Raw genomic sequence first — 11,848 nt, 5'->3', positions numbered from 1 at the left:
CCTCATGCCCTTGGCCACCACCACCGCGCTCCGGCAGCAGCCGAGAGCTGACGCACAAGCCCGACTGGTGCTGCTCCACGGCTGGGGAGCAGATGCCGATGACCTACTGATCCTTGGGGAAGCCCTGGCGCGGCAGACGAGAACAGCTCTTGATGTGGTGGCCCTGCCCGCACCTGAGCTCCATCCCCAGGGCATGGGTCGTCAGTGGTATGGCCTTTTCCCTGCAGAATGGGAGGCTGTGCCCGCAGCACAGGAGCACCTCAAGGCCAGACTGCTCGAGCTGGCCAACGATGGCATCCCCCTTCAAGCAACAGTGGTGCTTGGGTTTTCCCAGGGAGCCGCCATGGCCCTAGCCACCGGCACCACTCTCCCCTTGGCCGGATTAATTGCTTGCAGCGGCTATCCCCATCCCAACTGGAACCCGCCAATCCAGCGTCCACCTGTGCTGCTCATTCACGGCCTTCAAGACGAGGTGGTACCGGCCTCAGCGGTTGATGAGCTCTCAAGACGCCTGGCCAAGAGCCAAGCTGAGCTGAACCTCGAGACCTTCAACGGGGGGCATACCATCCCCGAAAGGGTCTTTCCAACCATCTGCAAAACAATCGACACCTGGCTAAAAACTCCAGGTGTCGACGCTTGATGACCGCTGAAGGCGTCAGCGACCGGACTTAAACGAAGGCGTACTCGTACTCTTCCATTTCTTCCCAGTCATCGGAGGCCAGTTCAAGACCTTCGAACATCACCTCTTCGCCAACCTTGTCGACGATGGAGCGCAATGAGGGGAAGAGGAAGTGGTTCTCTTCGGCGTACTGGGCGCTGAACAAGCCCTTCTCACCCCAGAAGAAATGATCCGTGGTGTGCTCGTTACGGCGCACACGCAGGAGCGCAGGCGCGCTGATGCAGCTTTCAGCGATATAGCGTCGGGCTGCCGTCACCGGCTTGTGCTCGCCCGTCTCAAGATGAAAGGTGGCCACATGGGCCAAAACCCGCTGACCTGCCAGGCGGCGGCGACTAATGCGCTTGCGCTTCTTGGACATAAGACGATGACCCCCGGAGCGAGGGCAAGAGAAAGAGCAGGGAGGGACAGAACTGTCCAAACGTCAGCAGCAGAGGCGGCTAGAGGGAACTGAGTGAACTCAGCGCCGCACCAGAGCACGCATCACTATTCAGTCAACCGGAGTTGACGCAGACAGAGATGGTTAGTGGTCAAACTCTGCTGTAGCCTTGGCTGCAAGAAATGTGCAACCAAAAACTGGGCCCGATGACGTTTCGCACACGCCTTAGGGCGTTGCGATGTCTGTCGATCATCAGATCTTAAGACTTTTTCCCAATTTTTCAAGTCCCTGGGCAAAGCAGACCTTCAGGTCGTCTGTATGAAGGGGCACGATCGATGCCATGCCACTGTCGGAACGCTTCCTGCAACTGGCGCAGCAACAGCTCGAGAGCTTCGCTGCTGTGAATGCGCTGTCCCGTTTGGTTCTGTATGCAGCCCAAGGGCAGGAGGGCGAGAGCGCCAGCTTGGAGATGGTGCAGCAATGGCCCACAAGCGCCACATCCTTACCACCAGCCGAAGCCGATCCCAGCCTTCGCATACCGAGCCCTGAACGGCGCTGGTATCCCCTGCGCAACGGCAATCTTCTGCTCGGGGCCCTTCGAGCCGAAGCCATTCACGACCAGGCCTGGACAACCGATCTGGATCAACGCCTCCAGGCCAGTGCCAGCGCCATGGCCCAGTGCCTGAGCCTGGACGTCGAGCGAAGCCGTCTGATGGAGCAGCTCGAGCAACAGCGTCAGCAACTGAATCTGATGGTGCATCAGCTTCGCAATCCGCTTGCCGCTCTCCGCACCTACGCCCAACTGCTGCTGCGCCGGCTTGATCCCGACAGTCACCACAGGGCGCTGGTCGAAAATCTGCTGCAGGAACAAGGGCAATTGGATCGCTACATCTCCGCCCTCGACCGGATTGGCAACCCCGATGTACGCCTCGCCAGCAGCGGCAGCACTCCACTGCTGCTGCCTCCAGTGCTCCCCGACCACCCCGCAATCAGCCTTCAGACGCTGGTGGCGCCCCTGGCGGAACGCGCCGCCGCCACGGCCGCATTGCAGGGGCGTGACTGGCATGGACCGATGCAGTGGCCGGCATGGATGCAAGAACCCAGACCGGCTGCCGATGCAGTCGTGGCCGAGATCCTGGCCAACCTGATGGAAAATGCATTCCGTTACAGCCCATCCGGAGCAGCACTCGGGCTCAAAATTCTTGAGAAGGGTCTCTGCCTTTGGGACGAGGGAGACCCGATCCCTGAGCATGAACGGCAAGCGATTTTTAGCCGGGGCGTCCGAGGCAGCCGCAGCAAGGACCGCAGCGGCAGCGGAATCGGTCTGGCCCTCGCACGCCAACTCGCGGAGGAACGGGGCGGGAACCTTGTGCTAGCCGACAGCCCAGCCGCAGTCGATCCCCAATTACCAGCGAAAGGCAATGCCTTTGTGCTCACCCTGCCGCGCCATCCAGCAGAGGGAGAAGCACAGCAAGAGCCACCAAGGTGAAGCTCTCGGTCCACACAACCGATGCTCCGTAGCTGTCTCCGGTATGGCCACCAAGCCTGCGGCCGAGACATTCAGCCACAACTCCACTGATCACCACACCCACCGCCATCGTTAAAGCGATCAGAAGCCCCAACGGCTGAGCCAAAGCAAAGGTGAGCGCAAGGGTGATGGACGCCACGATCAGGGCAGGCACCCACTCCCTCAGGCCACGGGCCCTGGCCCGATGAAAGCCCGCCGTTCCATCCGGCCGCAGGTAGCGAAACCGCTGCAGGGCCCATAGCGGTGAGCATCTCCCCCAGAAACCAGCACTAAGCAACACCACAGGGATCCACGCCGGCAGGCGATCCGCAAGAGACCACAACGCAGCAACCTGCAGGATCAAGACCAAGGCAAACGCCTGGACGCCGCTGGCACCGACCCGACTGTCTTCCATCGCCTCCAAACATCGAGACGGACCGGCAGCCAAACCATCGGCACTATCCATCACCCCATCGACGTGCAACCCGCCGGTGATCCAAACCCCAACGCTGATCACGAGCAACACGGAAGCCGCCACAGGCCAGGCCAGAGCCTGCAGGAGAAGCCATACAGCAACCTGCAGCGCTGCAATCACGAGGCCAATCCAAGGGGCAAAGCGGGCGATGCGTTCAAATCCAGGAGCCACACCAGGCCAACCGGGCAACACGGAATAGAAGACCCAGGCCCCGGAAAGATCGCGCAACCAGCCAGGAGCGCTCGGCATCGACATGAGCGGCCACGCCGCAGCAGGAGATCCCGCTCACCGTAGGGTCAGGCATGGCCCCGGATTGGCCCGTGTTCCGCTTTCAGATCGACGCACACTGCAGCAACACCAAAGCGCGCTGCGGTTGTTTTCAAACGCCCCATGGCCCCGTCTCCACCCCGCGGTTCATGCCGGTCGGCACTTTGGGAACCGTCAAAGGAGTGACGAGCGCGCAACTGGCTGAGACAGGAGCGCAGATGGTGCTTTCCAACACCTATCACCTGCATCTACAGCCTGGTGAGCAGGTGGTGGCTGAAGCCGGCGGCCTCCACCGCTTTATGGGCTGGGATGGCCCGATGCTCACTGATTCAGGAGGGTTCCAAGTCTTCAGCCTGGCGGACCTCAACCGCATCGACGATCACGGCGTGGATTTCCGCAATCCCAGGGATGGAAGCCGCATCCTGCTCACACCGGAGCGCTCGATGGAGATCCAGATGGCCCTGGGGGCCGATGTGGCCATGGCATTCGACCAGTGCCCCCCTTATCCAGCTACCGAGAACGACGTGGAGGAGGCCTGCCGCCGAACCCATGCCTGGCTTGAGCGTTGTGCCACCGCTCACACCAAAACCGATCAAGCCCTGTTCGGGATTGTGCAAGGAGGCTGCTACCCCCATCTGCGCGAACAAAGTGCCCGTTCCATTGCCAGCTTCGACCTGCCCGGCATCGCTATTGGCGGGGTGAGTGTGGGGGAGCCGGTTGAAGACATGCATCGAATCGTCCGCCAAGTGACCCCCCTGCTGCCCAGCGACCGTCCCCGCTATCTGATGGGGATTGGCACACTCCCGGAGATGGCGATCGCTGTTGCAAACGGCATTGATCTGTTCGACTGCGTTCTACCGACACGCCTCGGTCGCCATGGCACCGCCCTGGTGAACGGCGAGCGCTGGAATCTGCGTAATGCCCGCTTCCGCCATGACCACACGCCCCTGGATCCAAGTTGCAGCTGCCCGGCCTGTCAAGGCCATACCCGGGCCTACCTGCACCATCTGATCCGCAGTGAAGAACTGCTGGGACTGACGCTGCTGAGCTTGCACAACCTCACCCACTTGATCCGCTTCACCACCGCCATGGGCCAAGCGATCCGCGAAGGCTGTTTTTCAGAGGATTTCGCTCCCTGGGATCCGAACTCTCCCGCCCATCACACGTGGTAGCGTCCGCTGAACGACGTTTTACATCGCCGGGATGGCCGCCACCACACTCGATCTGCTGGCCCAACTGCCCGAGGCTTATCAGGCCTTCGGTCCGCTGGTCGACATCCTGCCGATCATTCCTCTGTTGTTCCTGCTTCTCGCCTTCGTTTGGCAGGCCTCCGTGGGCTTCCGCTGATCAAGGCCCGAACAGAACGAAGACTTGAGATCCTCTCCGAGGCCCCAGAAGCCTTGTAGAGCACAGGTTTTATTTGGAGTGCAGCGATCGGCATTGATTGGCAAGCCCAGTCAACGACGACGCAACACTGCAAATGCAAAGGCAGGCAGGGACAACATCCGTCTCCAGCGACTCGGTTCCTGCACCAAGCGATAAAGCCATTCCACTTGGAAGCGGCTCATCCATTGTGGTGCCCTCTGCTTGACTCCGGCCCACACATCAAAACTGCCTCCTACGCCCATCCACAATCCAGGCTGCCCTTGACGCACCCGCTGTGACCAGGTTTCTTGGCGCGGTACGCCGAGGGCAAGCAGCACGAGGTCCGGAGCCTGAGCCCTGAGATTGGCTTCCAGTTTTGGCCAATCCGCAGCTGATTGGTAACCATGCTCTGCGATCACAACGTGCAGCTCCGGCAGTTCCCGGGCCAAACAATCGCGCAGACGGCCCATCACCTCCGGAGTGGCACCGATCAGCGCCACTCTCCAGCCATGACTCTGGGCATCGCTGAGCAGGGCACGAGCCAGCTCAATCCCGGGACTGCGGCGCACCTTGACACCCTGGCGAGCCAGAGCCCAAACCACTCCCGCACCATCTGGAATCACCAGCTCAGCATCAGCAATCGCAGCGCCCAGAGAGGGGTTGGACCTGGCCAACATCGTCATCTCAGCATTCAGGGTCACGATCTGACCACCTCCTCGAGCGTGCAGGCCAATGGCAGCGCTACGCACGTCTGCACAGGCATCCACCCCAATCCCCAGCACATGGCAACGGCGTTGATCAGAAGGATCGAGATTGACAGTGCCCATCCAGGTCGAGCCAAGAGAGGAGAATTTAGGTCCGGTCGGCCAGGAGGTCATGGTTCGGACGCAACCCACCCCCTTCGATCTCAATCAAGAAAAGCAGCGAAGGCAGCTGCTCCACAGCCTGGATCAATCAATTGAGCGGGTGGTCCTGAGCCGACAGCATCCGGTCACCGGTCTGCTGCCCGCAAGCACCGCTCACACCGTCCATGGCAACTATGGCGATGCTTGGGTCCGCGACTGCGTTTATTCCATCCAGTGCGTCTGGGGCCTGGCCCTCGCCCACCGGCGCCTCGAGGGGGTTGCCACAGCACGCTCCTGGGAGCTGGAGCAACGGGTTCTGGCACTGATGCGGGGCCTGCTCAACGCCATGATGCGCCAGGCCCACAAAGTTGAGCGTTTCAAAAAAAGCCTCCATCCGCTTGACGCCCTTCACGCCAAGTACGACACAGCCACCGGTGACACGGTGGTACCTGATAACGGCTGGGGGCACCTGCAACTGGATGCCACATCGCTGTTTCTGCTCCAACTGGCGCAACTCACCCGGAGCGGGCTGACGGTGGTGCGTAGCCGCCATGAAGCGGACTTCATCCAAAACCTGGTGTATTACGTCGCCAGGGCTTACCGCATTCCCGACTACGGCATTTGGGAGCGCGGCGACAAAGGCAATCACGGCTTACCCGAACGCAACGCCAGCTCGATCGGGATGGCCAAAGCGGCGCTGGAGGCCCTGGAGGCCCTCGATCTGTTCGGCACCAACGGTGACGGCAGCGTGGTTGTGCAGATCCCCCAGGGTTCATTGGTGCGTCTGCGCCGCGCACTGCAAGGGCTGCTCCCTCGTGAGTCGGCAAGCAAAGAATCTGATAGTGCTTGCCTCTCTGTGGTGGGCTACCCCGCCTGGGCGATCGAAGACCGGCAGCTGGTAGCCCGCACCTGCGACCGAATCCGCCGTGATCTCGGCGGACCCTATGGCTACAAACGCTTCCGCCGTGATGGTCACCAGACCGTGGTGGAAGACATCAGCCGTCTCCATTACGAGCGGGAGGAACTAGCCACCTTTGAGGGGATCGAATCGGAATGGCCCCTGTTCCTGGCCTACGAACTCATCACCGCCTGCTGTGAAGAACGCTGGGATGAGGCCAGGCAATGGCAGCAGCGGCTCCAACCGCTGGCCGTCGAGCACAACGGCGAGCGGCTTTATCCAGAGCTCTATGTGGTGCCAAAGGACGCTCTCAGCGCTGAACGTCGGCAAGCTGGAAGTCAACAGCGACACGCGAACGCCAACGTGCCGCTGTTGTGGACCCAAAGCCTCGCCTGGCTAGGGGAGATGTTGCTGGCAGGTCTGCTGCTGCCCGAAGACCTAGACCCCTGCGGGCGGAGGCTGCCGGCTGCGCTTGGCGCAGATCGGGTGTTGGTGACACTGGTGGCCAGCAACTCCAACCAGGCCAACATCCTCAGAGGTCGAGGCCTCCCAGTGTCTGACACAGGCTCAGGAGAGGTAACAGTGCAGCCATCGGCAGCCCTCAAACAACGGCTGCGCCCAATCGGTGCCAATCCAAGCCTCGGTCTCACTGGTCATCCACCGGTACGGACGGAATCGGCGGTCACCGCCCGTTTCTATCGGCAAGGGCAAAACCAGATGGTCTTCCCCCCCTCCGTACTGGAGGAGGACACGTTCTATCTCACGGATGACCCAAATCATCTGGTGGAAACCGTGTTGAACGAGCTCCACCTCCTGCAGCGTCACTGGCGAGGTGCAGGGGCTCCTCTGCTGGTGATCCCAATCTCGGAAACGGTGTTCTCAAGAGCACCGGAGACCGTGCTGGCCCTCGCAGAACGGTTGTGCACTGGAGAAATCGATGGCATCGCCGTGCACTATGCACACCTTGACGACCTGGCCAGTCAGGGCCAATGGGTCGATTTATCGGATCAGCGGCGCGGTACCTGCGCTGACCCTGCGGACCATGACCAGAGCACTGACCCGACACGCTTGTTGCAGGACTCAACCGATCTGGGCGATCTCACTGCCGCGCAGGAGCAAGAACTCGATGACATCTCTCCAGCCGAACTATGCGAACGCCTCTGGAGCAGTGCCTCCCTGCGCGAGCAAGCCGAAGTGCTCGAACAGCTGAACATTCGTCTCGGCGATGGGGCCCAACTACAGGGACCACAGGGCAGCAGCGTCACACTGCTTGCCCTGGTGGAGGAGATCTATCGCCGAGGTCTGCAACAACAAGACTGGAATGTGGTCAGACGCTGCGCGGGCGTGCTCGGTCTGGTGCACCCCCAGCTAGAGGACGCACTGATCGACCTGCTTGCCCGCCAGAAAACTGTTGTGGTGGGGCGCAACTACACCGCCGACTCGAGCCTCAGTCGCCCAGTCGGCAGTGGAACAATTGCGGGGCTCATTCGCCGTACCTGTGGCAGTGATGCCCGCGAAAGCAGCCTGCAACAAGAACTTTTACTGGCACTGGATGGCCTGGCCAGACGCCAACCCCAGCTGCTGAGCGGCACTCTCACCCTGCAACTGGGACAAATGCTGTTGCTGCTGACCTCCGAACTGGCCGCTGAACGACACTGCAGCCAAGACGAAGGCTTCGAGGCTCTCTGCAGCGAGCCTCCCCACGCCATCGGGCTACGCCTTCGGGCCGTGCTCAGCGACCTTGAGCACGCCCGAGCATCGTTGAAACGCAACGAACAGCTTCATCTCAGCGGCACGGTGCAATGGGCCGTCCCAGCCCCTATGGAAGAGCAACCCAGTGGTGGAGACTGGCTCCAGCATCGAATCCGACTCGGATCACTGCAGCGCGTACCCAAAGACTTCCATGCAGGAATCTGGTCACTGCTGCAACATTGCCGCGGCCTCGTCATCGGCGACAAGCTTGAACGGCGCAATCGACTGACCAGTGCACTGCTACTGGAGAAAACACCTGGCGAGCGAAATTTTGCCGTTCAAATCGAGCATCTACTCGGCAGAATCAGCGCACCGGAATACCGACAACTCTGCAGCGAATGCTTGTTGTCACTGATGGCCTTCACCGCCACCAATCCAAACGTTCGCTTCGACGATGACATTGCTCTCGATGTCGTGATCGGACATGCGGTGCGTGTCGGCTGGGGACTCACCCACCCCGAGCAAGACGTTGCCAGTTACTCCGAGCACAAGGCGGCTGCATGGGCTCAGTTCTATCGCGCCTCACCAGCGCAGTGTCGCCACTGGCAGATTGCTGCTCTTCGGGACTTGGCGGAACTGGAAGGCCTGGTCTGAACAGAGCGGAAGAGGTCAGATCGGATCGTTCAGAGGCACACCGATGCCTGGATGCTCAACGGCATGCTCGATCAGATCCGCCAGCCTCAAGGCTCTGGATGCCTGTTGACCATCAACAGCAGGCGTTTCCCTGCCTCGCACGCACTGAAGGAAGTGCTCAAGCTCGGCATACAGGGGCTCGATGGAGGTGGTACTCACCTCCTCGATGAAACCATCATTCCGATACAACAGCTCGCCATGGTCAGCCGAGTACCACTCGTGGGCACGGCGATGAATGTGGAGGTTGTGATTGAGGAAGTCAGTCTCCACAAGGCTTGCGCGGCAATGGGCACTCAAGCTGCGGATTTTGCGATGACTCATTTTGCTAGCCGTGAGGCTCGCCACCACACCGTTCGCAAAACCGAGTGTGGCGTTCACATAATCAATCGGGCCCTCAGCACTGCGGCCACCCGCGGCAGCGAGGCTGACCACAGGGGCCTGAGCAAGCTCTAAGACCAGGTCGAGATCATGGATCATCAGATCGAGAACCACCGACACATCGTTGGCCCGGTCGGCATGGGGACTATGCCGACGCGCCTCCAAAACAACCACCTCCTCATTGGCAACCACCTTGATCAGTTCGCGGAAGGCAGGGTTGAAACGCTCGATATGCCCCACCTGCAGCAAACGCCCGTTCCTGCTGGCAGCAGCGATCAAGGCCGATGCCTCCTCTTGGCTCGCCGCAATCGGCTTCTCGATCAGCACATGCAGGCCGGCATCGAGACAGGCGAGGCCAACGGCATGGTGCAGCAGCGTTGGTACAGCGATGCAAACCGCCTCAACCTCAGAGAGCATCTCGCGGTAATCGGCAAACCAACCGCAGCCGAACTGCTCTTTTGCCAGCTGGCCGCGGTCGGGGTCAGGGTCGGCGACCCCAACGAGCTCAGCATCTTTGAGCAGGCTCAGCACGCGAGCGTGATGCCAGCCCATGTTGCCAATTCCGATCACACCAACCTTCACCGGCACCATTGGTTCGGTCATGGGCAGGCGAAAGGGATCCGGCCAATTATCCCTGATTGCTCTTGATCAGACGAACTGAACACAGCTGTTAGGCATCGGAGATCTCAGGATTGTGGTCATCAGAAGCGGTGGGAGAGCCTTCTGGGCAGATCAACAACACACGGCCAATGCGGGGTCCGTCCATCGCCACGATCTCAAATTGCAGCCCGTGATGTCGCAGTGCTTCTCCTTCTGCAGGGATGTGTTGCAGCCGCTCCAGCAAAAAACCGGCAAGGGTGTGGTGCTCCGTGGCCTCGGGCAATTCAAGTCCCAGCTGACGATTGAGCTCAAAGATCTCCAAGTCCCCAGCCACCAGCCAGCTACCAGGGCTGTTCATCAAGGGCTGGAGATCCGGAATCTCCGAATCCGGCTCCGGCTCCTCCCCAACGATCTCACCGGTGAGGTCCGCTGCCGTCACCAGCCCCTCAGTACCACCGTGTTCATCCACCACCAGAAGCAAGGGGTGGCCATTACGGATCAGGGCCAGCAGCTCCGCCAGGGTGCTGGTTTCGAGGACACGTTCGGCAGGAAGTAGGTAAGGCTCGAGTGGCGAAGCCTCATCCAGCAGCCCGCCAGCAATCGGTTCGGCAAGCAAGCGCAGATCAAGGACTCCCCGCACGTCATCAAGCGATTGGCCAATCACCGGGAAGCGGGCATGACGGGTGCGGTGCACCGCCTCCATCAGCTCAGCAAAACGCACATCCACAGGAAGCGTGACCATGCCCGAACGAGGCACCATCACCTCCCGCACCTGGGTATCGCGCAACGCGAAAACCCCTTCAAGAATGTTGCGTTCGTCCGGCCGCAGGCCGGTGACATCGCCACTTTCGATCAGGGTTTCCAATTCACCCGCAGTCAGCGGTGAACCGAGGGAATCCCAGCGCGCTGGCAGGCCCATCAGTCTCAGCACTAAGGAGGCCAACGCCTCCAAAAGCGAGAGAATCGGCCTCAGCACCCGCATCACTGCCTCCAGAACCGGTGCCAAGATCAGCGCCGCCCGTTCCGGACGGCTAAGCACCCAGGCACGGGGCAACAAGCCCGCCACCAACGTGGCCAAGAGGGTGAGGAACAGGAACCAGACCAAAGTCCACCACCGGCTTGGCAGCGTCTGCTGAGGCCACCAATGCCACGCAAATCCACTGCCGGCCCAGCCGAGAGCGACCAGGGAGAGCGTGGCTCCGAGCTGACACATCAGCAGGGCCCGCCGCATGCGGCGCTGCAGGCGATGCACCGCATGAGCACCTGCCACGCCCTGCTCATCCAGCACCCGAACCCGACTGGTGCGCAAGCGCAGAAGAGATACCTCGACCGCTGCAAAGAACGCAGGCATCACCAACAAAACCAGCAGAAGCAGGATGCGCATCAGTTGGGGTGAATGGGGGTCGCGAGGATCGAACTCGCCTTAGGCGAATTATGAGTTCGCTGCATTCACCAGATTGCTAGACCCCCTTGGCATGAGGATTTACCACAGGCCGCGCACCGGGGGGCCAATGGTTTCACTGGGGAGGAGGTCCAGGTCCACCATCACCGTCTCAGTGGTGACTTCCTCCTCACTAGCCAGGCTGCTATCAAAACCACTTGAGATATCGACAGTGCGCCAAGGAATCGGCTTGCTCTGCTCCTCCAACAAGGACTCTGTGGTGTTTTGCAGAGCAGAGCCATCCCAGATGATCGTTTGATCCGGGAATCCGAAACCCATCAGGCGATTGCCCTCCGGACCGGCCATTGCGATGCCGAGCAGGTCTGTGACCTGATGGATCACATCCACGCCGCGGGCAAAGGGAGAAGTCCAGGTATAAAAACGGCGATCCATCATCGTGTCCGTACGCTCCACTGGCGCGCAGCGAGTGATTTCTACCGGCAGAGCAGGCCCGGAGGCTTGTATGGCAGTAGGCGCTTCAAGGCTGGTGGTACAGACCACAGGACGGGCGACCACCTGTCGCGCAGGATTCGTCACAGCCAACACCAACAACACAAGCGAAGAGTGAAGAAGGCGCGACACAACCCAGGACCCAGCTGAGCGCAAACTAGGCAGAAGATCCGTCCCGGACC

At 60.8% G+C, this 11,848-nt stretch carries 11 protein-coding genes and 1 tRNA gene; 5 read left to right on the top strand and 7 right to left on the bottom strand.

Annotated elements, in window-relative coordinates; translation table 11 throughout:
* Nucleotides 1–4 precede the first annotated feature (4 nt).
* A complete protein-coding gene (locus SIB72_RS05640; protein ID WP_413744917.1) occupies nt 5–640 on the top strand; it encodes an alpha/beta hydrolase in 636 nt (211 codons plus the stop codon).
* A 28-nt stretch (nt 641–668) separates the two neighbouring features.
* On the opposite strand, the gene SIB72_RS05635 is transcribed toward SIB72_RS05640, so the two are convergent.
* Nucleotides 669–1,037, bottom strand: a complete 369-nt coding sequence (locus SIB72_RS05635; protein WP_115015760.1) for a DUF3155 domain-containing protein — start codon at nt 1,035–1,037, stop codon at nt 669–671.
* A 358-nt stretch (nt 1,038–1,395) separates the two neighbouring features.
* Here SIB72_RS05635 and SIB72_RS05630 point away from each other — a divergent pair, with 358 nt between their 5' ends.
* Nucleotides 1,396–2,544 carry a sensor histidine kinase gene (locus tag SIB72_RS05630; protein WP_413744916.1) on the top strand — a complete coding sequence of 383 codons (1,149 nt, stop codon included), beginning with the start codon at nt 1,396–1,398 and terminating at the stop codon, nt 2,542–2,544.
* Here the strand turns inward: SIB72_RS05630 and cobS are convergent.
* Nucleotides 2,489–3,286 carry an adenosylcobinamide-GDP ribazoletransferase gene (gene cobS, locus SIB72_RS05625; RefSeq protein WP_413744915.1) on the bottom strand — a complete coding sequence of 266 codons (798 nt, stop codon included), beginning with the start codon at nt 3,284–3,286 and terminating at the stop codon, nt 2,489–2,491. The genes SIB72_RS05630 and cobS overlap by 56 nt on opposite strands.
* A gap of 71 nt (nt 3,287–3,357) precedes the next feature.
* On the opposite strand from cobS, the gene tgt reads away from it, so the two are divergent.
* Together tgt and SIB72_RS05615 are read left to right on the top strand one after the other, a co-directional pair.
* Nucleotides 3,358–4,476: a tRNA guanosine(34) transglycosylase Tgt gene (tgt, locus tag SIB72_RS05620; RefSeq protein ID WP_115120091.1), complete on the top strand. Its 1,119-nt coding sequence runs from the start codon at nt 3,358–3,360 to the stop codon at nt 4,474–4,476.
* 31 nt (nt 4,477–4,507) lie between these two features.
* The gene (locus SIB72_RS05615) at nt 4,508–4,651 is read left to right on the top strand and encodes a photosystem II reaction center protein K (protein WP_115015753.1); all 144 of its coding nucleotides are present in this window, start codon (nt 4,508–4,510) and stop codon (nt 4,649–4,651) included.
* Nucleotides 4,652–4,761: 110 nt separating this feature from the next.
* Here the strand turns inward: SIB72_RS05615 and SIB72_RS05610 are convergent, their stop codons facing one another.
* Nucleotides 4,762–5,496 carry a WecB/TagA/CpsF family glycosyltransferase gene (locus tag SIB72_RS05610; protein ID WP_413745055.1) on the bottom strand — a complete coding sequence of 245 codons (735 nt, stop codon included), beginning with the start codon at nt 5,494–5,496 and terminating at the stop codon, nt 4,762–4,764.
* 49 nt (nt 5,497–5,545) lie between these two features.
* Between SIB72_RS05610 and SIB72_RS05605 the strand changes: the two genes are divergently transcribed.
* Complete coding sequence (locus tag SIB72_RS05605; protein WP_413744914.1) at nt 5,546–8,758, top strand: glycoside hydrolase family 15 protein; 3,213 nt, start codon at nt 5,546–5,548, stop codon at nt 8,756–8,758.
* A 15-nt stretch (nt 8,759–8,773) separates the two neighbouring features.
* Here the strand turns inward: SIB72_RS05605 and SIB72_RS05600 are convergent, their stop codons facing one another.
* From SIB72_RS05600 to SIB72_RS05585, 4 genes are all read right to left on the bottom strand, one after another.
* A complete protein-coding gene (locus tag SIB72_RS05600) occupies nt 8,774–9,778 on the bottom strand; it encodes a Gfo/Idh/MocA family oxidoreductase (protein ID WP_413744913.1) in 1,005 nt (334 codons plus the stop codon).
* Nucleotides 9,779–9,845: 67 nt separating this feature from the next.
* The gene (locus tag SIB72_RS05595) at nt 9,846–11,159 is read right to left on the bottom strand and encodes a hemolysin family protein (RefSeq protein WP_115119934.1); all 1,314 of its coding nucleotides are present in this window, start codon (nt 11,157–11,159) and stop codon (nt 9,846–9,848) included.
* 13 nt (nt 11,160–11,172) lie between these two features.
* Nucleotides 11,173–11,245 (bottom strand) — tRNA-Ile (locus SIB72_RS05590).
* A gap of 13 nt (nt 11,246–11,258) precedes the next feature.
* The gene (locus tag SIB72_RS05585) at nt 11,259–11,798 is read right to left on the bottom strand and encodes an occludin/ELL family protein (RefSeq protein ID WP_413744912.1); all 540 of its coding nucleotides are present in this window, start codon (nt 11,796–11,798) and stop codon (nt 11,259–11,261) included.
* Nucleotides 11,799–11,848 lie beyond the last annotated feature (50 nt).

Origin of the sequence: Synechococcus sp. MIT S9451 (genome assembly GCF_047304725.1) — a bacterium.
GTDB lineage: Bacteria > Cyanobacteriota > Cyanobacteriia > PCC-6307 > Cyanobiaceae > Synechococcus_C.
The sequence above is the reverse complement of the archived record's forward strand: the minus strand, read 5'-3'. Positions and strand labels throughout refer to the sequence as shown.